We start from the raw sequence: 24,140 nt of genomic DNA, 5'->3' as shown, positions 1-24,140 counted from the left end.
GGCGGCGTGCTCTCCGGGGCTAGACGCTCCCGACGCGGTAGTCTCTCGGGCCTCTGGTCCACCCTCGCCGTTCGGCTGTGGTGTGTGCATACATACCGCCCTCTGTCTAGAACCTCTCGCCACTTTCCCATAAAATTTGCCGCTAGCTGCGCGTGTCGAGCGGGAACACTACCGAGCGCCGCGGCGGCTGCCGTCCGGCCTCGCGGCAAAGTTCTTACCAGTCGCTCACGTTGTACGGCCGTGCCAACGAGACGCACACTCGTCGCGGCCCTGCTCGCCGGTGGCGTCGGTGCGTCGGTCGTCGAGCCGCTCCGGAGCGGCCTCGACCGGTTCGCACCGCTGAGCGGCGATGTCTGGGACGCGGCGACCGACTCGGTTCCGGAGACCGTCGCGACACCGTACGGGGAAGCGACGGTACGGTACGACGACCAGGGCGTCCCGACGATCGCGGCCGACGACGAGGACAGCCTCTACTTCGCGGTGGGCTACGTCCACGCGGCGGATCGACTCTTCCAGATGGATCTGATCCGCCGTCGGATGCGGGGCGAACTGTCGGCCGCCGTCGGCGAACAGACCGTCGAGAGCGACCTGTTCCATCGACAGATGGACTTCGCCGCCGCGGCCGAGGCCAACTGGGAGTTGCTGTCGGGAACGCCGGCAGGCGAGGCCGTAGCGGCCCACGCGGCGGGCGTGAACGCGTTCCGGCGTCGTCGATCCGACCCGCTCGAATTCCGGCTGCTGGGCTACGAGCCCGAACCCTGGACGCCCGTCGACAGCATGCTGATTCAGAAACAGATCTCGTGGGGGCTGACTGGCGACTTCACGTCGCTCCGGCGGGCGACGATCGCCGACGCGTTCGGGGCCGAGACGGCCGACCGTATCGCCCCGCGTCGGTACGATCACGACGCCGCGATCCTCCGCTCGCGCCGGCCCGACGTGTCCTTCGCCGACGGGACAGCCGGGTCCGCCGGAGGGAGCGGTGCGGGCGATCTCGCCGGCTGGCTCGCGGGGTTCGAGTGGCCCGACGGCGTCGGCTCGAACAGTTGGGTCGTCGGCGGCGAACACACCGAGAGCGGGCTGCCCCTGCTGGCCAACGACCCGCACCTGACGCTGCTCGCGCCGCCCGTGTGGTACGAGATGCACCACGAACTGCCGGACCACTCCGTCAGCGGCGTCACGTTCCCCGGTCAGCCGTTCGTCGTCATCGGCGAGAACGACGCGGGCGCGTGGGGGTTCACCAACGCCGGTCTGGACGTGCTTGACGTGTACGACTACGAGATCGACGGCGAACAGTACCGCTACGGCGACGAGTGGCGGTCGTTCGACACCCGCACCGAGACCGTCGCGGTCAGTGGCGGCAGGGACCGCGAGGTGACCGTCAGGAAGACGGTCCACGGGCCGCTCCTCGAACGGCGGGGCCAGCGCGTCGGCGTCGCCTGGACCGGACTCACGGCCGGCCGAACCGCGAGGGCCGTCCGCGGCCTCAACCGGAGCGACGGCCGGGACGAGGCCGTCGCGGCCCTCTCGATGTTCGACCAGCCCACCCAGAACGCCGTCTACGCCGACCGGGACGGGAACACTCACTACCACGTCACCGGCCTGGTGCCGATCAGGCGGACCGACGGCGAAGCGGTCGCCGGAGACAGGATCTTCGACGGGTCCGCACAGGAGGGCGAGTGGGCGGGCTACGAACCCTACGGTCAGCCCGACTTCGAGAGCGACGGCTGGATCCCCTTCGAAGACAAACCCCACGCCGACGACCCCGCACTGCTGGCGACGGCGAACCAGCGCGTCGTCGCCGACGCCGCCAGCGAGTACTACCTCTCGGATGGGTATTCCGCACCCTGGCGCGGCCAGCGGCTCTACGATCGGCTCGACGAACTCGTGGCGGCCGACACACCCCTGACCTCGGCCGACAGCCGGGCGCTCCAGCTCGACAGCTACGACCGCCGGGCGGCGCTCTTCGTCCCAGAGATCCTGGCCGCACGGCCGGCTATGAACGACCGTGCCCGCTCGCTGGCCGACGAACTCGTCGACTGGGACTTCCGCATGGTCCGGGACTCGCGGGCGGCGCTGGTCTTCGCGCTCTTTCTCGATCACTACCGCCAGCGGGTGTTCGGGCCGCTCTTCGACGCTGCTGGGCTCGACCGAGAACTCGTTCCGAACGACTGGATCCTGTTGCACCTCGACGCCGACGATCCGTGGTTCCGTGACCCGCCGATCGGCGAGCCCCGCGAACGCGAGTCGCTCCTCGCCGCTGCCGTGGCCGACACCGCCGCCGAGATCGACGCCGAAGGGTACGAACGATACGGCGACTACAACCGAACGGCGATCGACCACCCCTTCGATCTGGGCTTCCTGAACTACCCCGAGTACCCCACCGACGGATCGCCCGCGACGCTGCGGAACGTCCGCGTCGAGTCGGGCATCGGCAGCAGCTACCGACTGCTCGCGCGGTTCGACGGCGAGCGCTCGCTGTCGGTGCTGCCGGGGGGCAACGACGGCGACTACTTCTCGGATCACTACGCCGACCAGCTCCGTGCGTGGGCCGACGGCGAGTACTCGCCGCTGACTCCCAGTCTGACGGGCTCGCCCTCGATTCGCTTCCGGCCGGGAGGTGGCGACAGTGCGTGACGACGGCGGTGTCCCCGGGCTCCCGGATCTGCTCTGGCGGCTCCAGACGGACCCGACGGACCGCTGGCGTGCGACGGTGCTCGCGGGGACGGTGGGGGCGTTGCTCGCGACGGTCCACTGGAGTGGTCTCCTCGCGGGCGGGGCTCTCGTGGGTCTGGCGTGGCCGACGCTCCGGCGTGCCGTCCTCGCCGGACTCGGCTTCGGGATCGCGGTCGTCGCCCTCTTCGCGTTCGAACTCGCGCTCGGCGGCTCGCTCGTGGCCACGCTCCGAATGGGTGTTTTCGGCCTCGTGCCGGTGGTCGTGCCGGTCGTCGCCGCGCCCCTCGGCGCGACCGTCCGCGGACTGGTTCCCGACGCGACGGCCGGCGATTAGCTATTGTTTTGTCGGCCGACAGGCACAATTTATACATACGAGTCGCGAGCTACTGTCACCCATGGCATCTATCGATACGAGCGTCAATCGGCCGAACGTGCCGGCCGACGGCACGACCGTGACCGCCGAAATCGACGTCGAGCCGGGGGAACAGGAGACCGACGTGCGACGCCACATCGCTCTCTGTATCGACACGAGCGGGTCGATGGAGGGAGACAACATCAAACGCGCTCGCGACGGCGCTGCGTGGGTCTTCGGGCTGTTGGCCGACGAGGACTACGTGAGTATCGTCGCGTTCGACACCGAGGCGACGGTGATCCTGCCCGCGACACGGTGGTCGGATCTCGACCGCCAGACCGCGATGGACCACGTCGAGGAGCTGACTGCCGGCGGCGGCACCGACATGTACAACGGGCTCAAGGCCGCCAAGGAGACGCTGTCGTCCTCCGCGACCGGCCCCGACACGGTCAAGCGACTCCTCTTGCTCTCGGACGGCAAGGACAACGAACGCACGCCCGACGAGTTCGAGGGACTGGCCGAAGCCATCGACGACGCCGGGATCCGGATCCAGTCGGCCGGGATCGGGACCGACTACAACGAGGACACGATCCGGACGCTCGGGACGGTCGGGCGCGGGACGTGGACTCACCTCGAAGCGCCCGGCGACATCGAGGACTTCTTCGGCGAGGCCGTCGAGCAGGCCGGCTCGGTCGTCGCGCCGGACGCCCACCTCGATCTCGACGTTGCTCCCGGCGTCGAGGTCAGCGAGGTGTATCGCGCGCTCCCGCAGGCCCAGGAAGTCTCGCCCGAGTGGGAGGCAAACGCCACCCGCATCAAGCTCCCCGACCTGATCGAACGGGAGAGCCAGCGGGTCGTCCTCAAGATCCACGCGCCGCCCCGCGAGCCCGGCAGCGAGGAGGTGCTCGCAGACGTACAGCTCTCGGCCCGCGGCGACACTGCGAGCGACCAGATCGCCGTCGAGTACACGGACGAACAGGAGAAATTGGCCGAGCACAACGAGTCCGTCGACATCGACCACAAACAGACCGTCATCCGGACGGAGCTTGGCAAGGGCAACGTCGAGGCCGCCGAGACGAAAGTCGAGCAGATGACGGTGATCCACGGCGAGGACGCCGACGCCGTCGAAGAGGCCGAACGCCAGACCGAGATCGTCAAAGAGGGCGGTCGTGCCGAACAGAGCCAGGCGACCCAGATCGTCGACAGCGACGACGGCATCCAGTGATGGCCCGCGTCGGCGGTGAGACTCGATGACGACGTTCGAGGCGGGCGACCTCGTCGCCGGCCAGTATCGCGTTCAGGGCGAGGCCGGCAGCGGCGGCTTCGCGGTCGCCTACGAGGCGATCGACGAGGACAGCGGCGACACGGTCGCGGTGAAGGTCCCAAACTACGCCGGCTCCAGCAACGACCGTGACGTGATCGAGCAGTACTTCCTGAAAGAGGCCGACGCGCTCGAAACCGTCCGGGCGGCGGGAGGCAACGACAACGTGATGGACCTGATCGAGCGCACCGACGAGGGCGACACCCCGGTGCTGGTCGTCCAGTTCGTCGACGGCTACGAGCTGGACGACGCCATCGACCGCGTCGGGCCGCTCGATCCCGCGGAGGTCCGGCGGGTCGGGATCGGGCTCTGTGACGCGATGAGCTTCCTCCACGAGAACGACATCGTCTACCGGGACCTCAAGCCCGACAACATCATGCTCGCCGGACAGGACCACCCGATCTTGATCGACTTCAACACGGCGACGGGGTTCGACGGAACCGACGCCGACGACGCCGGAACGACGATTCTCGGACCGTACAAACCCCGAGAGATCGCCGAAGCCAGCGACGCCGAGGACGGGCAGGGCCCGTGGTCTGACGTGTACTCGATCGGGAAGATCCTCCTGTTCTTGCTGAAGGGAACCGTCCCGAAGAAAGACGGCGTCGACCCCCGGGACTTCGGCGTCGACTGCCCGACGTACCTCGCGGAGATCATCGCTCGCGCGACACAGACCGACTACCGGGATCGCTACCCCAACGCGACCTCGATGAAGTACGTGCTAGAGGCCAAAGACCCCAGTCCGCCGCCACAGGCGAGCCTGGAGGCGCTGGGCGAAGACCGGTCGTTCACCATCCACCCCGGCGACACGATCGGCCGGGACGGCGGTGCGACGACGCCGTCGATCACGCTCGAAGACGCCGACGAGCACGTCTCGCCGATCCACGTTCGCTTCGATACGAGCAACGACGAGGCGATCTGGCGACTGGAGGACCACAGCCTCAACGGGACCTACGTCAACACTCAGACCGGCTGGCAGCGACTCCTCCAGCCCGGCGGCAAAGAGCTACTGGAAGCGCGTGGCGGCGATCCGACCGACCGAAACGGCGAGGACCCGCCCAGCGAGCACGCGCTCGGCGACGGGGACCTCATCGCGCTCGTCCACCCGAGCTACGGGACGACATTCGAGTTCAACGTCTCTCAGACATGATCTACGCGACGAACTACGACATCGGCGAACGCAAGCGGTCCAGCGGGATCAACGAGGACAGTCTCGCGGTCGACGTGATCGAACAGGGCCACCGCGACGGCCTCGTCGACCGCTCGGAGGAGGTCGACGGCCAGCCGGACGATGCCCACGACGGCACCGACGCCGAGGCGGCAAGCGACGAGACGGGAGCGGCGTCCGAGGAGCGATCGGAGCCACGGAACCGCAGCGTCGCTACCTTCGTCCTCGCTGACGGTGCGGGCGGGTACGAGGCCGGCGACGTGGCCTCTTACATCGCCACGACGACGATCACGACCGAACTGCAGGCCGTTGCGAGTCGTGCCCTCCGGAGCAACCCGGCGGCGTTCGACGTGACCCTGCCCGATGCGGTCGCGACCGACCCGCCGACGCCGGCCGAGATCCAGAGCGCGCTGGAGGCGGCCATCACGACCGCCCACCGCGAGATCGTCCGCTACACGAACGAGACCGGCAACCGAGCGTACACGACCGTCGTCGCCGGCCTCTGTTTCGGCGGTCGGTGTTACTACGCGTGGGTCGGCGACAGCCGCGCGTACCTGCTCAACGAGGCGCGCGAGACGATCGAACTGCTGACCAGGGACCACGGTGTCGTCGCCGAACTCCGCGATCGCGGCGAGATCGACGACGTGGCTGCCCACGTCCACCCTCGCGGCAACGAGATCACTCGCGCACTGGGCGGCGGGGCCGACCAGGACCCGGACGCTGCGACGGTCGCGGTCGACAGCAACGTCGTCCCGCTGTACGCCGAGGACGTGTTGCTGGTCACCAGCGACGGGCTCATCGACGCCCAGACCGACGCCCCGGAACTGTACGACGAGTACGTCGAGTCGGACTGCTCGGAGGCGGCGGCCCAGCGCGTCCTCGACGCCGTCGTCACGGACGAGGAGATCAGAGAGTGCGTCCTGACGGCGGAGTCGCTGGCCGCGGCCAGCGAGGCGCTCGTCGAGATGGCCAACGACCGGGGCGGGAAGGACAACCTCTCGACGCTGTTCTTGCAGGACCCGGCGCTTCCGACGACACCGGAGAATCGACCGCTGACCCGCGCGCTGGCGACGGAACCCGTCGAGGACCGTGAGACGGTCCTGCTCCCGGAGGAAGGGGAAACGCCCTGAGGAAAACTATTTTTTATGCGTAGGTAGACTGATCGAACACGTATGTCAGAAAGTACCAGTAGGTCGGTCGAATGTCCGCTGTGTGGCGAAACGTTCGATCCGACCGCTGCAGGGGGGTGGTGTACCAACTCGGAGTGTGGCGAGTGGCAGTACGACGGGGAGATCGAGGCGGCCACGGACGACGAGCCCGAGGCCGAGACGGGGGAGGACGACCCGGAGGGCGACGCCGTCAGCGACAACCCACTGTTCGGCGACGACGAGCTGGACCTCGAAGATCCGACAGACTCGCAGCCAGACGCCGAGCCGGACGACTCGCCGCTGGGCGACGACGCAGCGAGCGAGCCCGCGGATACCGCGGACGGGGCGACCGACACGGCTAGCGAGCCCGCAGACACCGCGGACGAGGCGACCGACACGGCGACAGACGAACCAGAGCGCCAGAGCACCGAGGACACCGACGACGCGCCGGAACCGGGCGACGCCGTCGACGAAGCGGTCGACGAGACGAGCGAGCCCGCCGACACCGTCGACGAGGGGAGCGTAGAGACGAGCGAGCCCGACGAGGCGGTGGCGCTGGGAAGCTGCCCCGAGTGTGACACCGCCGTCGATCCGTCCGACGCCTTCTGTCCGGGCTGTGGTGGGGATCTGGACGCCCACCGCACCGCCGACGAAGACGAGGACGAGACGACCCTCGACGCCTGTCCGGAGTGTGGCAGCGACGTGGATCCCGACGACGCCTTCTGTGCGTCGTGTGGCGAGGATCTGGACGCCCACCGCGGCACGGACGAGACGACCCTCGACGCCTGTCCCGGCTGTGGGAGCGACGTCGAGCCCGACGACGCCTTCTGTGCGTCGTGTGGCGAGGATCTGGACGCCCACCGCGGGAGCGACGCGAGCGGGACCGTCGCCCCGTCTCGACTCGCGCTCTCTGCGTACGGGCAGTCCGTCGTCGTCGGCGACGACGAGACCGTCGGTCGAGAGATCCGGTCGCTGCTCGCCGACGCCGGGGAGGACGACGACACGTCCGTGCTGATCCACCGCGAACACGTCCGCTTCGTGCGCGAAGACGACCAGTTCTACGTGGTCGATCTCGGCGACAATCCCACCGAACTCAACGGCACTCGGCTGTCGAAGGGCGATCGAGAGCCGATCGGCCCCGGCGACGAACTCCGCCTGTCGGACGTGGTCTCGCTCGACGTCGAGACGCCCTGACGGCGGACCAGGCGGTCTCTTTCTGGTGATCTACGAGAAGCGACTGCGTTCGGTGGCGCTCTGACAGCGTGCCAGACAGTTACGTGGCTGGCCGTCGAAGCGTCGATATGGCTCGACGGAGCGTCCTCTTTGCCCCCGGTGACCAGCCCGAGAAACTGCGGAAGGCGGCCGACAGCGGGGCCGATGTCGTCGTCTTCGACCTCGAAGACGCCGTCGTTCCCGACCGGAAGCAGGCCGCACGGGAGGCGGTCCGCGACGTGCTGGCGACGGTCGAGTCGACGTGTGAACTGTGCGTGCGGGTCAACCCGGTCGACGACGGCGCGGCCAGAGACCTCTCGGTCGTCCTGTCGGGTGGCGAGCCCGACAGCGTGATGGCTCCGAAGGTACCGGACGCGGACGCCGTCGAGACGCTGGCCGGGATGCTCGCCGAACGCGACGCGAGCGTCCCGGTCCTGGCGCTCGTCGAGTCGGCCGCTGGCGTCCTCCACGCCGAGGCGATCGCCGCCGCCGACGCGACCGACGCGCTCCTGTTCGGTGCCGAGGATCTGGCGGGCGATCTCGGGGCGACCCGGACCGAGAGCGGTCGCGAGGTCGCCCACGCGCGCCAGCACGCACTACTGGCGGCACGTGCGGCGGGCGTCGACGCGATCGACACCCACTATCCGGCGTACGAGGACGAGGCGGGACTGCGCGAGGCGGCCACGGAGGCCCGGCGGCTGGGCTACGACGGCAAGATGGTGATCCACCCGGCGCAGGTCCCGGTCGTCAACGCGGCGTTCACGCCGGACGACGAGGCCATCGCCTGGGCGCGCCGGATCATCGAGGCCAGCGAGGCGGCCGACGAGCGGGGGCGTGGCGTGTTCGTCGTCGACGGGGAGATGATCGACGCGCCACAGGTTCGCCAGGCCGAGCGCATCCTGGCGCGGGCAGCGGAGTGATCCCGTCGGCGGGCACCGCCAGGTGAGGTGTGTGGCGCGTCAACTGCCGTCACACTTTTGCGCCTACTGGCCGTCACTCTCGGCATGTCCGAGGTCAATCCCTTCGAGAGCCTCCAGGAGCAGATCGACGACGCCGCAGCGTTCGTCGCGGTCCCCGACGACGCGCTCGAACGCCTCAAGCGGCCGGAACGGGTCCTCGAAACGACGCTGTCGGTCGAGCTGGACGACGGCTCGATCGAGACGTTTCGCGCCTTCCGGTCGCAGTTCAACGGCGACCGCGGCCCGTACAAGGGCGGAATCCGCTATCACCCGCAGGTCTCTCGCGAGGAGGTCACGGCCCTCTCGGGGTGGATGGTGTACAAGTGTGCCGCCGTCGACATCCCCTACGGCGGCGGCAAGGGCGGGATCGCCTTCGACCCCAGCGACTACTCCGAGAGCGAGGTCGAGCGCATCACCCGCGCGTTCGCGACGGAACTGCGGCCGCTGATCGGCGAGGATCGGGACGTGCCAGCGCCCGACGTGAACACGGGCCAGCGCGAGATGAACTGGCTCAAAGACACCTACGAGACCCTGGAGAACACGACTGCGCCCGGCGTCGTCACCGGCAAGGCGATCGAATCCGGCGGCAGCGAGGGCCGCGTCGAGGCGACGGGCCGGTCGGTCGCGATCGTCGCTCGCGAGGCCTTCGACTACCTCGGCGGGGACATCGCCGACGCAACCGTCGCGGTCCAGGGCTACGGCAACGCGGGCTCTGTCGCGGCCGAACTGATCGCCCAGCAGGGCGGGACCGTCGTCGCGGTCTCTGACTCCTCGGGGGCGGTGTACGACTCGTCGGGGATCGACACCAGCGCGGCCAAGTCGTTCAAGCGCGAAACCGGCTCGGTGACGGGCTTCGAGGGAGCTAGCGAGGAACTGAGCAACCGCGAGTTGCTCACGCTGGACGTGGATCTGCTCGTGCCGGCGGCCCTGGAAAACGCCATCGACGCCGCCATCGCGCGTGACGTACGCGCAGACGTGATCGTCGAGGCCGCGAACGGTCCGCTGACTCCCGACGCCGACGACGTACTGGCAGACCGCGAGGTCGCCGTCTTCCCCGACATCCTCGCCAACGCTGGCGGCGTCACGGTGTCGTACTTCGAGTGGGTCCAGAACCGACAGCGCTTCTCGTGGTCGCTGGAGCGGGTCAACGACGAGCTAGAGACCGTGATCACGTCGGCGTTCGACGCCCTGATCGAGCGGTACGAGGCGACCGACGCGCCGACGCTGCGGACCGCGATGTACGCCGTCGCCATCGAGCGGGTCCACCGCGCGGCCACGGAAGCCGGGACCTGGCCCTGAGGGCTGTCGCGGACCACTCGCTTTTCACCGTTGCCCGCCTAGGGCGTCACATGAGCGTCTACGAGCGGTCGGTTCGCGTCGATGCGCCACTGGCAGACGTGTGGGAGTTTCACTCGACCGGGGACGGGCTGGAAGCCCTGACGCCGGACTGGATGAACCTCGTCATCGAGGAGTCACGCGGCCCAGACGGCGAACCGGATCCCGACGTGCTCACGGAAGGGTCCGTCATCGTCTCGTCGGTCCGGCCGCTGGGTGTCGGACCGCGCCAGACATGGACCTCCGAGATCGTCGCCCGCGAAGAGAGCGACGAGCACGCGATGTTCCGCGACCACATGACCGAGGGACCCTTCGCCCACTGGCTGCACACCCACCGGTTCGTCGCGGAGGGCGACGCGACGCTGGTCCACGATCGGATCGAGTACCAGTTCCCCGGTGGCCCGCTCGGCAAAGCGATCGGTCCCTTCGCCTACGTCGGCTTCGAGCCGATGTTTCGCTACCGACACCGGACCACGAAGCAGCTGTTAGAGTAGTCTCCGAAAATCGCGCTCGAACGGGGGTCCGCGTCAGCGGCGGCCAGCGTCGCGGGTCCCGTCCGTTCCTGGGTCGGTCCCGCCGTCCGTCGCCGTCGCGTTCACCTCGAACTTCGCCAGGAGCGACTGGAGGCGCTCGGCCTGCTCGCTGAGGGCCTCGACGCTGGTGCTGACCTGGTTCATCGACGCGGCCTGTTGCTGGGCCGCCGCGGACGCGCTCTCGGTCTCGTCTGCCGTCGACTCGCTGATGTCTGCGACCGCTTCGACCATCGAGACGGCTTCCTCGGTGCTTGCCGCCTGGTCGTCTGCCGTCTCGCTGATCTGCTGGATGCCGTCGTCGGTCTTCTCGGCGTTTTCGGCGACCTGCCGGAACGAGTCGGCGACCGCTTCGACGGCCTCGACCTCCGCCTGCATGTCCGCTTCGGCGCTACGGGCCGTTTCGACGGTCGCGTCGGTCTGGCTCTGGGTCCGCTCGATCCGCTGTTCGATCTCGGCGGCCGACTCCTGGGTCTCCTCGGCCAGTTGCTTGACCTCGTTGGCGACGACGGCGAACCCCTCGCCGCCACCGGTCCCGCTCTCGCCGCCGGCACGAGCAGCCTCGATGTTGGCGTTGAGCGCCAGCATGTTCGTCTGCTCGGCGATGTCGCCGATCAGCTCGACGATCTCGCTGATCTCGGCCATCTGCTCGTCGAGGAGTTCGACGTTGTCGACCGTCTCGTCGATGGCGGCCTGAACTTCGCGTGCGTTCTCGATCGCCTGCTGTGCGGTCGTCTCGCCGGCCTCGGCGATCTCGGCGGTCTCGCGCGATCTGTCGGCGACCGTCTCGGCCGACGCGGCCACCTCCTCGACCGTCGCCGAGAGGTCGGTCATCTCGTCGGCGACGCTTGCGAGCCGCTCGCGTTGTTCGCTCGCGCCGCTCGCAATCTCCTGTATCGAACCGCTCATGCCCTCGCTGGCCTGTTTGACCTCGTCGGCGCTGGCGTTTGCTTGCATGCTGGCGTCCGCGACTTCCTGGGCGAACGACTGGATCTCCTGCATCGTCGCTTCCGTCTCTGCGATCATCTCGTTGAACGAGACCGCGATCTGGGCCATCGCTTCGCTGTCGCTGTCGGTTTCGAGGCGCACGGTGAGGTCACCGTTTGCCGCTCGTGCCATCGCTGCGCTGCAGTCGTCGGCGTCGGCCTCCAGTCGCTCGTACAGCTGTTCGACCTCTTCGCGTTTGGCCTCTGCCTCGGCTTTCGCCTCCTCGGCCTCGGCTTTCGCACGCTCGATCTCCGCCTGCTTGGCCTCCAGATCCTCGACCTCTTCGGTCTTGGCGCGGGCCTGTTGAAGCTGCTCCCGGGCCTGCTCTCGGGACCGCTCGGTCGAGTACCAGTGTGCCATCAGCGCGCCGGCCAGGCCCAGGACGAACGCGGCGTGGATGAACGCCCAGGCCCACGGGTTGTTGATCGCGGCAGCGTGGTTGTACACCCGGCTCGGATCGATCATGCCGAAGTAGCCGTGCTGGAGTGTGACGTAACCGATCCCCAGGACGAAGGGGAGCCAGTCCTCGTAGACGGCGACGACGGCCATCACGACGAAAAAGTGGAAGTGCGCTTCGATGTAGCCCCCCGAGAAGTGGACCAGGAATCCCGAGGTCGTCACGAGCCCCAGCGTCGCGAGCGCGGTCCGAGTTCGCCGCTTGAACAGCGGCAGCCACGCAACGATCGCCAGCGTGACGACGACGCCGACTTCCGCGAGGACGTTCGTCACTGGGATCTCGGGCAACTGCGCGCCCGTCACCATCGACTCCGTTCCGTCGGCGAGACCGAGTGCCAGCAGGAAGGGCACGTGTGCCACCAGCAAGAGGAGGACGTTTCGGTGGCGTCCACGCCACGTTTCGTCGGGAATCGTGTCGCCGCTCGGAATGTACTCGACGAACTCTCGGAGCGTCGCTCCCCAACTTCGTCGACTGTGGTTCTGGTCTGGCCCCGCTGCGATGTCCGCCATAGCTGACCGTGGGGAGATGACAGCAAAAACGATGTGGCCGCGCTATCAGCGCCAATAATCGGGCGGGTCGTTTCCGACCGTTTCTCTCAGCACACCCGGTTACGCCGGTGTCGCCGGAGTTATTTATGTCACTGTTGCGAACTCCTGCCTATGCACGACGTTGTCATCGTCGGCGGCGGCCCCGCCGGCCTGAGTGGTGCCCTGTTCACCGAGAAGAACGGTCTCGACACTGTGGTCTTCGACACCGACGAGACGTGGATGCACAAGGCACACCTGTTCAACTACCTCGGCATCGACTCGATGGACGGCTCCGAGTTCGTCGCCCAGTCTCGCGAGCAGGTCGAGGAGTTCGGCGTCACGCTGCGAGACGAGGCAGTGACGGCCGTCGAAGAGACCGCCGAAGGGTTCGCGGTGACGACCGAAGCGGTGTCCGAGGCCGGCGAGGCCGGCGACCAGACCGGGGGCGACCAGACCGTCGAAGGGCGCTACCTCGTGCTCGCGACCGGCGCGGACCGGTCGCTGGCCGACTCGCTGGGCTGTGCGTTCACCGACGAGGACACCGTCGACGTGACGGTCTCGATGGAGACCAGCGTCGAAGACGCCTACGCCACCGGCGCGATGGTCCGAGCGGAAGAGTGGCAGGCGGTCATCTCGGCTGGCGACGGCGCGGCGGCGGCGCTGAACATCCTCTCGAAGGAGAAAGGCGAGCACTTCCACGACTTCGACGTACCCGCCGACGCCGAGTGACGGCCGGCCACCGTCTCGCCGACTTCCCAGCGTTCAAGCCATCGCTGTTCCACGTACGGCCGTGAGCGACAGTGTTTCTCGGCCGCGTCTCGCGCTCGCCGTCGCGGTCGTCGCGATCAGCACGAGCGCGATCCTGATTCGCTGGAGTACGGCACCGCCGGTCGTCGCCGCGTTCTATCGGGTCCTGCTGACGACCGCGCTGCTGGCTCCCCTCTTGCTCGCTCGCCACGCCGACGCGCTCGGCGACCTCTCCGGACGGCACCTGCTGGCCGCCGGCCTCACGGGGGTGGCACTGGCCGCGCACTTCGCGACCTGGTTCGAGAGCCTCTCGTGGACCAGCGTCGCCGCCAGCGTCACGCTCGTCCAGTCCCAGCCGATCTTCGTCGTCACGGGCGCGTGGCTCCTCCTGAACGAGCGCGTGACCGGGCGGACGGTTCTGGGAGTCGTCGTCGCGATCGCCGGGATCGTCGTCATGTCCCTCGGCGATCTGCTGGGCGGGACGGCCGTCGGCCCGCGACCGCTGTACGGCAACGCCCTCGCGCTGGTCGGCGGGCTGATGGCCGCCGGCTACGTCCTCGCCGGCCGGTCGCTGCGGCAGCGACTCCCCCTGCTCCCCTACGTCACCGTCGTCTACGGCGTCGCCGCGCTGGCGCTGCTGGCGGTCGTCCTCGCACAGGGCCTCCCGCTGACGGGCTACGAGAGCCGGGAGTGGCTCCTCTTTCTCGGCATGGCCGTCGGTCCCGGCATCCTCGGGCACACGCTCGTGAACTGGTCGCTGGCCCACGTCGAATCGAGCCTGGTCAGCGTGACGCTGCTTGGCGAACCGCTGGGCAGCGCGCTGCTGGCGTTGCTCTTGCTCACGGAAGTGCCGTCGTCGTGGACCGTCGCGGGCGGAGCGGTCGTCCTGGCCGGGATCACGCTGACCGCGCGGTCGTCGGAGTGATCGCCGCTACTGCTCTGCGAGTTTCTCGATCTCACCTTTGAGTCCGGCGGCCTCGAAGTCGTGGTCCGGCCGGATGTTGACGAAATCGAGGAACTCGCGGGCCGCGAGCAACTCTGCGGGCGTGTAGTGGTCGGCGGCCGCGTCGACGGCCCGCCGCCCGCCGGTCAGGGGCGTCAACGCACCCAGGGCACACGCGAGATCGTAGGATCGGGCGTCGTCGATCGCACCGTCACGGACGTTCGTCGCGTCGATGAAGTACAGTTCGCCGTCGGCGACGAGGACGTTCTCGGCCCGGAAGTCCCCGTGTGCGAGCCCCGCGTCGTGCATCCGGTGGAGAAAGTCGAAGACGGCCGGTGCGAGGTCGCTCGCGGTCTCGTCCGACAGCTCTTCGAGGACGGCGAAGTCGGGGATGTACTCCAGTACGAGCACCCCGTGGCCCTCGTACTCGAAGGCCTCGATCGGCTCGGGCGCGTTCACTCCCAGCTCGCGCATGGTTCGGGTCGCCGCCAGCTCGTGGTCGGCCATCTCGTAGGGCGTCCCGAAGTGCTCGAAGAAGCCTTCGGTCCCCGAGGAGAAGGCCCCGAGGTTCCGGCCGGCGGTCAACAGCGCGTGGACCAGGGAGTTTTGCTCGGTGATCAGCTTCACGAACCAGCGATCGTCGACGGCCATCGGGGTCGACAGCCAGTTGTCCGCGTCGAGGAACTCGACGCGAACCGACGGCTCGTCGTACCGCTCGCACATCTCCCCGGCGACGCCCTCCAGGGTCTCCCAGGGGACGCGACCGCGCAGGAACCGTCGAAACGCCATGAGCGTACCGAGGGGGGCCACACTCAAAGCGGTTCTGACGCCAGCCGTCACCATGCTATATGTTCGCTCGCCTCGAAGGCAGCGACATGGACTTTACCCTCCCCGACGAACACCGGATGATTCGCGATTCGGTCCGGGAGTTCTGTGCGGCCGAGATCGAACCCATCGCCCAGGAGATCGAAGACGAGCACCGCTTCCCCGCCGAGATCTTCGATCAGCTGGCCGAACTCGACGTGATGGGGGTCCCCATCGACGAGGAGTGGGGCGGACTGGGCGGCGACCAGCTCATGTACGCCCTCGTGACCGAGGAACTGGGCCGGGTGTCCGGCTCGATCGGGCTCTCTTATGCCGCCCACGTCTCGCTGGCCTCGAAGCCGATCGAGCTGTTCGGCACGGACCAACAGCGCGAGCGCTGGCTCCGGCCCCTGGCCGAGGGCGAGTATCTGGGTGGCTGGGCGCTGACCGAGCCAGAGAGCGGGAGCGACGCCAGCGACATGAGCACGACCGCGACCAGAGCGGGCGACGAGTGGGTCCTCGACGGCACCAAGCAGTTCATCACCAACGCCTCGGTCGCGGGCTCGCTCGTCGTCAAGGCTGTCACCGAACCGGGTGCGGGCTACGACGGTATCTCGACCTTCCTCGTCGATCCCGAGGCCGACGACGGGTTCGAAGTGACGACGGAGTGGGAGAAGATGGGGCTGAACGCGTCCCCGACCTGTGAGATCCGCTTCGACGACTGCCGGATTCCGGCAGACCGGCTCCTCGGCGAGCCCGGCGACGGCTGGGAGCAGACGAAGAAGACGCTGGACGGCGGGCGTATCTCCATCGCCGCCCTCTCCGTGGGACTTGCACAGGGCGCGTTCGAAGCCGCCCTCGAATACGCCAAAGAGCGCGAGCAGTTCGGCCAGCCAATCGGCGAGTTCGACGCCGTCCGGGACATGCTCGTCGAGATGGACCGCAAGATCGAACGCGCCCGTCTGTTGACCCACAAGGCCGCGACGAAGTACGATCAGGGCGAGGACGTGGGACGCCTCTCCTCGATGGCCAAGCTCGACGCCAGCGAGATCTGCCGGGAGGTCGCCGAGGACGCCGTCCAGGTGCTCGGCGGGTACGGCTACACGACCGACTTCGCACCCCAGCGGTTCTACCGGGACGCCAAGCTGATGGAGATCGGTGAGGGGACCAGCGAGATACAGCGGCTCGTGCTGGGACGCGAACTGGGACTGTAACTCGTACTGCCGGCTGTCACTTCGTGACGAGCTTCGCCACCTCGGGGTGGCGAAATCGGTCACAGATTCACAGCCGGTAGTATCACTTCGCCTTCAGGTTGTGGACGGCGTCGAGCCAGTCTTCGACCTCGGCGGTCGGTTCGATGGCGTCGGCGATGGCGTCGGCGGACTTGTAGGCCATCGGGGCTTCGTCGCGGACCGATTCGACGACCGACTCGGAGTAGACCCCCTCCATCGCCGCCTCGAAGTCCGCCATGTCGACGGTGCGGTGGGCCTCGCCCCGCCCCATCACGCGGCCCGCGCCGTGGGGGGCCGTGTCGTGCCACTCGTCGTTGCCCCGCCCGCGTGCCAGCAGCGACCCCTCGGCCATGTTGAAGGGGACGATCAGTCGCTGGCCCTCGCGGGCCGGCGTCGCGCCCTTGCGGATCGTCAGGTCGCGGAAGTCGACGTAGTTGTGGATCGACTGGAACCGCTCGACGGGCTCGACGCCGATGGCCTCGCAGATCCGGTCGGACATGACCGCGCGGTTCCAGCGGGCGTACTGCTGGGCGAACAGCATGTCGACGTAGTAGCCGTGGGCCTCGCGACCCGCCAGGTAGTCGAGATCGGTGTTGCGGTCGCCGCTGTCGGGCCGGAGGTCGCCGAGGCGGTCGAAGACGTCCTCGATCTCGCCGCCGTCGAACGCCTCGCGGATGGCGTCTTTCCGGAGGTGAGACTCGCCCTTGCCGCCGGTGACCCACTCGTAGAGGTCTCGATCCGAGACGGCCGTGGGGTCGAACTTCAGGTACTCGTGGTACCGCTCCGGAAGCGACTCGCGGATCGTCGCGACGTTGCGCCGCTCGGTCGCCTTGCCCTGCCAGTACTCGGCGACCGACTTGCCCAGGTATCGCGAGCCGCTGTGGACGATCAGCCAGTAGTCCCCGGTCGTCTGGGCGCGAGCGAACTCCACGAAGTGGTTGCCACCGCCAAGCGTCCCGACGCCCCGGATGACGTAGCCCATGCTCTGGCGTTGCTGGGCCAGCACCCGCTCACAGAGGTCCTCGAAGTAGTCGGCGTCGTAGCCGTCGAAGTCGAACTCCAGGGGATCGATCGCGGTGCCGAACCGCTCCTCGAAGCTGGCCGCGAACGCCTCGAAGACCTCGTTGGCCCGCTCGAAGGGGAACGCCTCTATCAGGTGGACCGCGTCGTCGTAGTCGTGGACGGCCTGGCCCATCGGGATCACATCGCGCACGCGGCGCTCGCGTTCGGCGTCCGAGAGCGGGAGCGTCGAACCCAGCTTCGTCGCGGCCATCCCACAGCCCACGTCGACGCCGACGATGTTGGGGACGATGCGCTCGCCGAGTGGCATCGTGAAGCCGATCGGTGCGCCGGCTCCCCAGTGGGTGTCTGGCATCACGCGGACCGGTTCGGTGAACGCGGGGTGGTCGATCAGCGTCCGGATCTGGTCGAGGCAGTTCTCCTCGACAAGCGACTCGTCCTCGACCATGACCCGAGCCGTGGTGTGGTCTCCCGTCAGTTCGATCATACGCGAGAGGTACTCCGCTCGCGCGCATGAACCTCACGGTGCCGTGTGATCGGGTGCCAGGAGGCCGTAGCGGTACACGTCGACGTACTCGCCGTCGACGAACGCCTGCTCTCTGTGGACGCCCTCCCGCTCGAAGCCGACCTTCTGGAGGACGCGCTGAGAGCCCTCGTTGAACGCGAAGGCGTTGGCGTACACCTTGTGGAGCCGCCGCTCGGTGAACGCGTAGTCGACGAGGGCTCGGGCCGCCGCCGTCGCGTAGCCGTTCCGGTGGTAGTCGGGGGCGATCCAGTAGCCAAGCTCCGCGTTGCCGAAGGTCTCGTTCACGCCGTTGAGGCCGACGGTCCCGACCGGCTCGCCGTCGTCACAGACCAGCAGGTGTACGTCGTCTCCCTCGACGACGTGGCGCTCGTACCACTCCTCTTCGGCGCTGCTGGTCAGGGGATCGGTCGCGGCGAGTCCCGGACGGACCGTCGGATCGTTCAGCGTCCGCCGACAGAAGTCGAGGTCTTCTCGTTCGATCGTCCGCAACTCGACGCCGTCGCCGTCGATGAACAGTGGGCCGGGCATACGCCAACCCACCGGCGAGACACACCTGAGTGTTTCCCCGGCGTGGTGTGTGTTACCGCGTCTTTGGACACACCGCGCTTTCTTGTGCCGGTCGCTCCTCCGTCGGGGTATGCTCGACGCTGGCGACCCCGCTCCCGACTTCGACCTCCCGCGACCGCTCGCCGACGGCGACGAGACCTATCGCCTCTCCGCGGCGGCCCACGAGGCCCCGGTCGTGGTGGCCTTCCTCGGCGCGGACGAGTCCGGGACGGCGCTCCTCCGTGATCTCGCCGCCGTCGACTGGTCGCGATCGATCGACCGGCTCTCGGTGCTCGGCGTCGGGATCGCGGACCTCGACACCGTCGAAGCGCTGGCCACGGACCTCGATCTCCCGTTCCCGCTGCTCGCGGACCCGAACGCATTCTTCGCCGAGCGGTACGACGCCCTCGCGGAGACGCCCGACGGCTGGCGGCCCCGGCGCGCACTGTTCGTCGTCGACCGGTCCTGTCGGTTCCGGTTCGCGTGGCGGGCCGAGGACCCGGCCGCGGATCCGCCGATCGACGACGTGCTCGCGGCGCTCGAATCGATCTGAACTGTCGAGAGCGAGACTGGCGTTCCGCTCGTCGAACCCGTAGCCGTCACAGGGATCGTCACGAATGCCGGAGTCGAATCGCTCAAGCCGCGCCGGACCGAGCCACGCCTATGGGCACGACGCTCGCGACGCGGGAGGCACAGGCCGAGGAAGTCATCGAGCGACTGCACGAGGAGTATCCCGACTCCGCGATCTCGCTGAACTACGCCAGTCGACTGGAGCTGCTCGTCGCCGTCGTCCTCTCGGCGCAGTGTACGGACGAACGGGTCAACGAAGTGACCGCAGACCTCTTCGAGAAGTACCAGTCCGCCCGTGACTACGCCGAGGCCGACGAGGAGCAACTGGCCGAGGACATCTACGGGATCACGTTCCACAACAACAAGGCCGGCTACCTCACGGCGGCCGGCCAGATCATGGTCGAGGAGTACGACGGGGCGGTGCCGGATACGATGGACGGACTCACCGACCTGCCGGGCGTGGGGCGCAAGACGGCCAACGTCGTGCTCCAGCACGGCCACGACGTGGTCGAGGGGATCGTCGTCGACACGCACGTCCAGCGCATCACGCGACGGCTGGGACTGACCGAGGAAGAGCGCCCCGAAGCGATCGAGGAAGACCTGATGCCGGTCGTCCCCGAGTCGGAGTGGCAGCAGTTCACGCACCTGCTGATCGACCACGGCCGCGCGGTGTGTGACGCTCGCAATCCCGACTGCGGCGACTGCGTGCTGGCCGACATCTGTCCGTCCGAGAAGGGCGACGGCGACGTGGACCTCGCCAGCGGCGAGCCCTGGTCGTGATCGAGTGCGCGTCGGCCCGTCACAGCAGGTATCTGATGACGTAGCGAACGACGCCGACCACGTAGGCGAGCAGCCAGAAGATCACGTAGCCGAAGACGCCGATCCGGAGGCGACTGCGCCAGTGGTCCATCCGGTCGCCCCCGATCTCGTCGAGCAGCAGTTCCTGATCGTACTCCTCGTAGAGGTCGTGTTCGTACTTCGCCCCGAAGATGCGGACGATCCCCGTCATCCCGAACAGCAGCATCGCGTAGGCCTGCAGTCCGAGGACGGCGTGCAGCGCCGAGAGCCCGCCGAACTGGTCGGGCAGCCGGGGGAGCATCCAGCCCAGCATCGGCACCGTCGTCAACACGAGGCCGGTGACGACGAACTTCAGGTGGTGCATCAGGACGCCCCAGGTGACGGGCTCGGTCTCGATGATGTAGTACGCGCCGTAGAGGAAACACGGGAGACTCGCGGTCACAGCCAGGAAGACGATCGTCGCGACGAGGGCGTCGGAGACCGGCATACCCCACCTAGGGAAAGCCCGCGCTAAAACGTGCCGGAGCCGCGGTCCCGTTGCCGGACGGCGACAGCGGTGATGTCAGAAAGCACAAGAGCCTTTGGGACCTAGCGTCGCCACATGGCCGACCCGCAATCGACGCCGCCGGAAGACGAAGCCGACCAGCAGGGGGCGACAGCCGACAGCGGGATCGACGCCGACGACGAGCAGTCGTCCGGGCCAGCAACCGACGAAGCGTCGGTCGAGGCGCTCCGGGCGGAAGTCGAAGAGAAGTACGACTTCGACGACTTCGGCCCCGAGGACATGGCGAAGATGACCGCCGAAGAGTGGGAAGTCGCCTTCGAGGAGGAGAGCTGGATCACCGGTGGCGAGTTGCTCGATCGGGTGGCCGACGACCTCCGCTCGCGCGTCGCCACGCGCGAGGTGTTCGCCCGCGTCGAACGCCACACGGACCCCCAGCGCGTGCTCGCCTACTCCGACGAGGGGTACGCGCTGGTCTTTCCCGACGGGACCGTCGAGGGACACGGGACGGTGCTGCGCGACGTGAAGCCGACCGTCGCGCTCTGTTCGATGGACGACTACGACGTGCCGGAACCGCCCAGCGACGATCCGCTCCCCGAACCGGAGGAGGTCCCCGAGGGCGGCAACGAACTGGGCAACTGGATGCTCCAGTTGATCGCCGGTGTTCAGTTGCTCGCCGGACTCGTGCTGATCGGCGGCGGTATCCTGGCCGCCGCCGGTCAGATCGGCGGTGAAGGTGCGAGCCCGGTCCTCCTGATCGTCGCCGGACTGGCGTTCCTGGCGATCGCGCTCGTGCTCTTTCTGGTGGTCGCCAACGCCCGCCTCTCGGACAAGTTCCGCTCGGAGGAGTACCGCGATCGGCTCCGGGCGATCGGCCTCTCGGACGGAGAGCGTCCGGAGTTCGTGCCGGCGCTGGAACCCGACGGTTCCGGGCAGCGTGAGGACGGGCAACACGAAGGATAACGGTGCCTGCTGGCGGTATTCGGTGGGTTTATACAAATTCGGTCCTGAGTTTCGCACGTCTATGAATAGGCGGGAGTTCGTCCGGACTGCCGGGGGTGTCGCTGGGGCCTCCGCGGCCGCCAGCGCCACCGGCGCTGCCGTCGCCCAGGAAGAGGAAGGCGGCGATGGCGGCAGCAGTGGCGGCCCACCGGATTACGGCGACTGGTTAAGCAGCGTGAGCAACTTCGACGGCGAAACCGTCGACGCGACGGGCCAGGATTCGGCGACCGTCAAGGTCGGCACCCAGGCAAACAGCGGTGCCTTCGGTTTCGGCCCACCGGCGATCCACGTCGACAACGGCGCGACCGTCAAGTTCGAGTGGACCGGCGAAGGCGGGCGACACAACGTCGTCTCCGAGGGCGAAGGTCCACTCGATTCCGGGAGCGCCGTCGAGACGACCGGTGTCGAGTACGAACACACCTTCGAAGAGGACGGTATCTACCCGTACTACTGTTCCCCGCACAAGAGCCTCAACATGAAAGGGGCGATCGTCGTCGGGACCGACTACGCCACCGCGGGCGGTGGCTCTGGCGGCGAGGGCGGTGGCGTCGAGACGCTCGACCCCGAGGAAGCCGGTGTGCCCATCCAGCCCCACTGGGTCGGTATCGGTGCGGGTCTCGCGATGGTCGTCTCGACGATCTTTACGTTCTACCTGCTGAAGTACGGTGAATCGGCCAACACCAAAGGAGGGAACAACTGATGTCATCGACAGGCTCTAACTACGGCGACATCCATCGCTACGAGCAGCCACGAGAGAGTACAGCGGCGGCCCTGGGGATCGTCCTCCTGACGATCATCGAGGTCGTCTTCGTCGGCCTGTTCACCTACGGCATCCTCGCGGGCTGGGCCTCTGGCGTCGGGCCGTCCCTGACGCCACGGATCATCAACGCCAACATGTTCATGGGTGGCGTGTTGACCGTGATCTTCGTCGACCTCGCGTTCATCATGCTACTGTATCGCAAGGAGTTCCTCCCCGACGTGATGATCGTCAAGAAGCGCCGTCGCAAGTGGGAAGACCTCTACATCCGCGAGGAAGACGTCGACGGCGAGTCCTTCGGCGGCGACGATCCCATCGAGAGCATCAAGCGAGCGGTCTACCCCTACTACAAGAAATAACTATGCCACTAGACGAAGACAAGTATCCGGCCGAATCCGGCCGTCGACGGTTCGTCAAGGGCGTCGTCGGGAGCGCGACGCTGTCGAGCGTCGGCGCTGGCGGCGCAGCAGCCCTCGACAGTACCACGTCGTCGGGCGGTGTCGGTGGCGGTTCGTCGACGTACGTCGCGATCGAAAACACGGCAGGTCCGGCTCCACGCGGCATGCCGATCATCCCGATCACGATCGAAGACGGGGAACTGAACGGCCTCTGGCCGGAGTACGACCCCGAGCGTGGAATCGCGATCGAGGACGACTTCGGCGGGAGCGGGATCCCCTACTCCTCGCAGATGCTCCAGTACTGCGGGCTCCAGACGGCAGAGGGCGTCCAGCCCCAGGCCGATCAGAACAACACGTTCACCATGGCGACCGGTGACTACGACTGGCAGTCCGAGTACTCCGACGGCGACCCCCTCACCGTCGATATGTTCGACAACTACGAGGAGTGGGGCAACGACATCGGGAGCGATGGACTGGGCAAACCCGCGACCGCGAACTGGCGGTCCGATGGTGACGTACAGAGCATCACCGTTCAGGTCCTCCGATCACCGGAGGTCCCCAAGATCGCGAACGGAGAGGGCAAGTACTCCAGCGTTCCGGGCCCGGTCCAGCAGTACTTCGCCGAGGCGACCGAACAGTCCTTCATGGCCTGGGTCAACAAGTGTACCCACTTCTGCTGTAACCCTGGCTACAAGACGCTGTCGGGCGCTGCTGCGTACAACGCCGAAGACAAGGTGTACTGCCAGTGCCACCAGTCGGTGTACGACCCCTTCAGCCCGACACAGGTGACCTTCACCGCGCTGCCGCGGCCACTATAGAACAATGAGTTTAGAACGCAAAGACGACCACGACCACAAAGGGTGGATGGAGTCCAGAGAGCTGACGACGCTCGAATCCATCTACCTGACGGCGCTGCTGTGGCTCGACAAGCGACTGCGCATCGTCGACTACCTGGAACTGCTCGAGGACCTGTACTACAAGGTCAACATGCAGATGCCAAAGAGCCACACGGAACAGTACAACCTCGACAACAAGTTCTGGTACTGGTACCCGCTGTACGCGCTCGGATCGTTCTCGACGATCTCCTACGTCGTCGCGGCGATCTCGGGTGCTCTGCTCGGGTTCTACTACGCACCGGCTGCGGCCGCCTCCGACGGGACCGCGACGGTCGCCTACGAGTCGGTCCAGATCATCATGGGCGAACTCAACCTCGGGTACCTCCTGCGCTCGATCCACCGCTGGGCCGCGCAGGTGATGGTTGCCGCCGTGTTCCTCCACATGCTCCGGGTCTACTTCACCGGCGCGTACAAGGAACCCCGTGAGGTCAACTGGATCATCGGCATCGTGCTGATCTCGCTGACGCTCGTGTTCGGGTACACGGGCTACCTGCTGCCCTGGAGCCAGCTGAGCTACTGGGCCGGCCAGATCGGCGTCGAGATGGCGCTGTCGATCCCGCTCATCGGCGAGTGGGTCGCACAGCTGATGTTCGGCGGGTTCACCCTGTCACAGAGCACGTTACAACGGATGTACATCCTGCACGTGTTCTTCCTGCCGTTCATCACGACTGCGATCATCGCAGTCCACATCGGTATCGTCTGGATGCAGGGCATCGCTGAACCACACTAA

Annotated in this window: 24 protein-coding genes; 19 read left to right on the top strand and 5 right to left on the bottom strand. The window is 67.5% G+C overall.

Translation table 11 applies throughout. The features are described 5' to 3' along the window. The first annotated feature begins 240 nt into the window (after positions 1-240). The 9 genes from AC5FRZ_RS12585 to AC5FRZ_RS12545 all read left to right on the top strand — a co-directional run bounded on the left by AC5FRZ_RS12585 (position 241) and on the right by AC5FRZ_RS12545 (position 10,662). A complete protein-coding gene (locus tag AC5FRZ_RS12585) occupies positions 241-2,634 on the top strand; it encodes a penicillin acylase family protein (protein ID WP_493564742.1) in 2,394 nt (797 codons plus the stop codon). After that, positions 2,627-3,007, top strand: a complete 381-nt coding sequence (locus AC5FRZ_RS12580) for a hypothetical protein (protein ID WP_493564741.1) — start codon at positions 2,627-2,629, stop codon at positions 3,005-3,007. The genes AC5FRZ_RS12585 and AC5FRZ_RS12580 overlap by 8 nt, the downstream gene beginning before the upstream one ends. A gap of 61 nt (positions 3,008-3,068) precedes the next feature. Beyond that, positions 3,069-4,250, top strand: coding sequence for a vWA domain-containing protein (locus AC5FRZ_RS12575; RefSeq protein WP_153554117.1), 1,182 nt, complete (start codon positions 3,069-3,071; stop codon positions 4,248-4,250). A 25-nt stretch (positions 4,251-4,275) separates the two neighbouring features. Next, on the top strand, positions 4,276-5,496 hold the full coding sequence (locus AC5FRZ_RS12570) for an FHA domain-containing serine/threonine-protein kinase (RefSeq protein ID WP_170095095.1): 1,221 nt from the start codon (positions 4,276-4,278) through the stop codon (positions 5,494-5,496). Then, positions 5,493-6,644, top strand: a complete 1,152-nt coding sequence (locus AC5FRZ_RS12565; RefSeq protein WP_493564740.1) for a PP2C family protein-serine/threonine phosphatase — start codon at positions 5,493-5,495, stop codon at positions 6,642-6,644. The genes AC5FRZ_RS12570 and AC5FRZ_RS12565 overlap by 4 nt, the downstream gene beginning before the upstream one ends. 42 nt (positions 6,645-6,686) lie before the next feature. Next, positions 6,687-7,856 carry a double zinc ribbon and FHA domain-containing protein gene (locus AC5FRZ_RS12560; RefSeq protein WP_493564739.1) on the top strand — a complete coding sequence of 390 codons (1,170 nt, stop codon included), beginning with the start codon at positions 6,687-6,689 and terminating at the stop codon, positions 7,854-7,856. A gap of 107 nt (positions 7,857-7,963) precedes the next feature. Then, a complete protein-coding gene (locus AC5FRZ_RS12555; protein WP_493564738.1) occupies positions 7,964-8,794 on the top strand; it encodes an HpcH/HpaI aldolase/citrate lyase family protein in 831 nt (276 codons plus the stop codon). Positions 8,795-8,878: 84 nt separating this feature from the next. Beyond that, positions 8,879-10,132, top strand: a complete 1,254-nt coding sequence (locus tag AC5FRZ_RS12550) for a Glu/Leu/Phe/Val family dehydrogenase (RefSeq protein WP_493564737.1) — start codon at positions 8,879-8,881, stop codon at positions 10,130-10,132. A 50-nt stretch (positions 10,133-10,182) separates the two neighbouring features. Beyond that, on the top strand, positions 10,183-10,662 hold the full coding sequence (locus AC5FRZ_RS12545) for an SRPBCC family protein (RefSeq protein ID WP_208626730.1): 480 nt from the start codon (positions 10,183-10,185) through the stop codon (positions 10,660-10,662). A 33-nt stretch (positions 10,663-10,695) separates the two neighbouring features. Here the strand turns inward: AC5FRZ_RS12545 and AC5FRZ_RS12540 are convergent, their stop codons facing one another. After that, positions 10,696-12,651, bottom strand: coding sequence for a methyl-accepting chemotaxis protein (locus AC5FRZ_RS12540; protein WP_493564736.1), 1,956 nt, complete (start codon positions 12,649-12,651; stop codon positions 10,696-10,698). Between the two features lie 150 nt (positions 12,652-12,801). Between AC5FRZ_RS12540 and AC5FRZ_RS12535 the strand changes: the two genes are divergently transcribed. Together AC5FRZ_RS12535 and AC5FRZ_RS12530 are read left to right on the top strand one after the other, a co-directional pair. Beyond that, the gene (locus tag AC5FRZ_RS12535) at positions 12,802-13,398 is read left to right on the top strand and encodes an NAD(P)/FAD-dependent oxidoreductase (RefSeq protein WP_170095088.1); all 597 of its coding nucleotides are present in this window, start codon (positions 12,802-12,804) and stop codon (positions 13,396-13,398) included. 61 nt (positions 13,399-13,459) lie between these two features. Then, a complete protein-coding gene (locus AC5FRZ_RS12530) occupies positions 13,460-14,341 on the top strand; it encodes an EamA family transporter (RefSeq protein WP_170095087.1) in 882 nt (293 codons plus the stop codon). A gap of 6 nt (positions 14,342-14,347) precedes the next feature. Here AC5FRZ_RS12530 and AC5FRZ_RS12525 read toward each other — a convergent pair whose 3' ends face one another. Beyond that, positions 14,348-15,148 (bottom strand): RIO1 family regulatory kinase/ATPase domain-containing protein, encoded by an 801-nt coding sequence (locus AC5FRZ_RS12525; protein ID WP_208626726.1) that lies wholly within the window; start codon positions 15,146-15,148, stop codon positions 14,348-14,350. Positions 15,149-15,234: 86 nt separating this feature from the next. On the opposite strand from AC5FRZ_RS12525, the gene AC5FRZ_RS12520 reads away from it, so the two are divergent. Continuing rightward, a complete protein-coding gene (locus AC5FRZ_RS12520) occupies positions 15,235-16,377 on the top strand; it encodes an acyl-CoA dehydrogenase family protein (RefSeq protein WP_372480463.1) in 1,143 nt (380 codons plus the stop codon). Positions 16,378-16,459: 82 nt separating this feature from the next. Here AC5FRZ_RS12520 and AC5FRZ_RS12515 read toward each other — a convergent pair whose 3' ends face one another. Continuing rightward, entirely contained in the window at positions 16,460-17,902 is a 1,443-nt protein-coding gene (locus tag AC5FRZ_RS12515) for an RtcB family protein (RefSeq protein WP_493564735.1), read from the bottom strand. 33 nt (positions 17,903-17,935) lie between these two features. After that, positions 17,936-18,469 (bottom strand): GNAT family N-acetyltransferase, encoded by a 534-nt coding sequence (locus AC5FRZ_RS12510; RefSeq protein ID WP_170095082.1) that lies wholly within the window; start codon positions 18,467-18,469, stop codon positions 17,936-17,938. Between the two features lie 109 nt (positions 18,470-18,578). On the opposite strand from AC5FRZ_RS12510, the gene AC5FRZ_RS12505 reads away from it, so the two are divergent. Next, positions 18,579-19,040 carry a redoxin domain-containing protein gene (locus tag AC5FRZ_RS12505; protein ID WP_493564734.1) on the top strand — a complete coding sequence of 154 codons (462 nt, stop codon included), beginning with the start codon at positions 18,579-18,581 and terminating at the stop codon, positions 19,038-19,040. A 110-nt stretch (positions 19,041-19,150) separates the two neighbouring features. Then, positions 19,151-19,837 carry an endonuclease III gene (nth, locus tag AC5FRZ_RS12500; protein ID WP_170095080.1) on the top strand — a complete coding sequence of 229 codons (687 nt, stop codon included), beginning with the start codon at positions 19,151-19,153 and terminating at the stop codon, positions 19,835-19,837. 19 nt (positions 19,838-19,856) lie between these two features. Here the strand turns inward: nth and AC5FRZ_RS12495 are convergent, their stop codons facing one another. Continuing rightward, positions 19,857-20,342 carry a DUF7321 family protein gene (locus AC5FRZ_RS12495; RefSeq protein ID WP_153554099.1) on the bottom strand — a complete coding sequence of 162 codons (486 nt, stop codon included), beginning with the start codon at positions 20,340-20,342 and terminating at the stop codon, positions 19,857-19,859. A gap of 114 nt (positions 20,343-20,456) precedes the next feature. Between AC5FRZ_RS12495 and AC5FRZ_RS12490 the strand changes: the two genes are divergently transcribed. From AC5FRZ_RS12490 to AC5FRZ_RS12470, 5 genes are all read left to right on the top strand, one after another. Further along, positions 20,457-21,320, top strand: coding sequence for a DUF7319 domain-containing protein (locus AC5FRZ_RS12490; RefSeq protein WP_493564733.1), 864 nt, complete (start codon positions 20,457-20,459; stop codon positions 21,318-21,320). Positions 21,321-21,381: 61 nt separating this feature from the next. Beyond that, entirely contained in the window at positions 21,382-22,059 is a 678-nt protein-coding gene (locus AC5FRZ_RS12485) for a halocyanin domain-containing protein (RefSeq protein ID WP_372480468.1), read from the top strand. Further along, positions 22,059-22,475 carry a DUF7318 family protein gene (locus tag AC5FRZ_RS12480; protein ID WP_170095077.1) on the top strand — a complete coding sequence of 139 codons (417 nt, stop codon included), beginning with the start codon at positions 22,059-22,061 and terminating at the stop codon, positions 22,473-22,475. Before AC5FRZ_RS12485 ends, AC5FRZ_RS12480 begins: the two co-directional genes overlap by 1 nt. A gap of 2 nt (positions 22,476-22,477) precedes the next feature. Then, positions 22,478-23,332 (top strand): ubiquinol-cytochrome c reductase iron-sulfur subunit, encoded by an 855-nt coding sequence (locus tag AC5FRZ_RS12475; protein ID WP_493564732.1) that lies wholly within the window; start codon positions 22,478-22,480, stop codon positions 23,330-23,332. Positions 23,333-23,336: 4 nt separating this feature from the next. After that, on the top strand, positions 23,337-24,140 hold the full coding sequence (locus AC5FRZ_RS12470; RefSeq protein WP_170095075.1) for a cytochrome b: 804 nt from the start codon (positions 23,337-23,339) through the stop codon (positions 24,138-24,140).

It is taken from the genome of Halomicrobium sp. HArcht1-1 (genome assembly GCF_058933285.1).
This window is presented reverse-complemented; position numbering and strand designations above follow the sequence as displayed.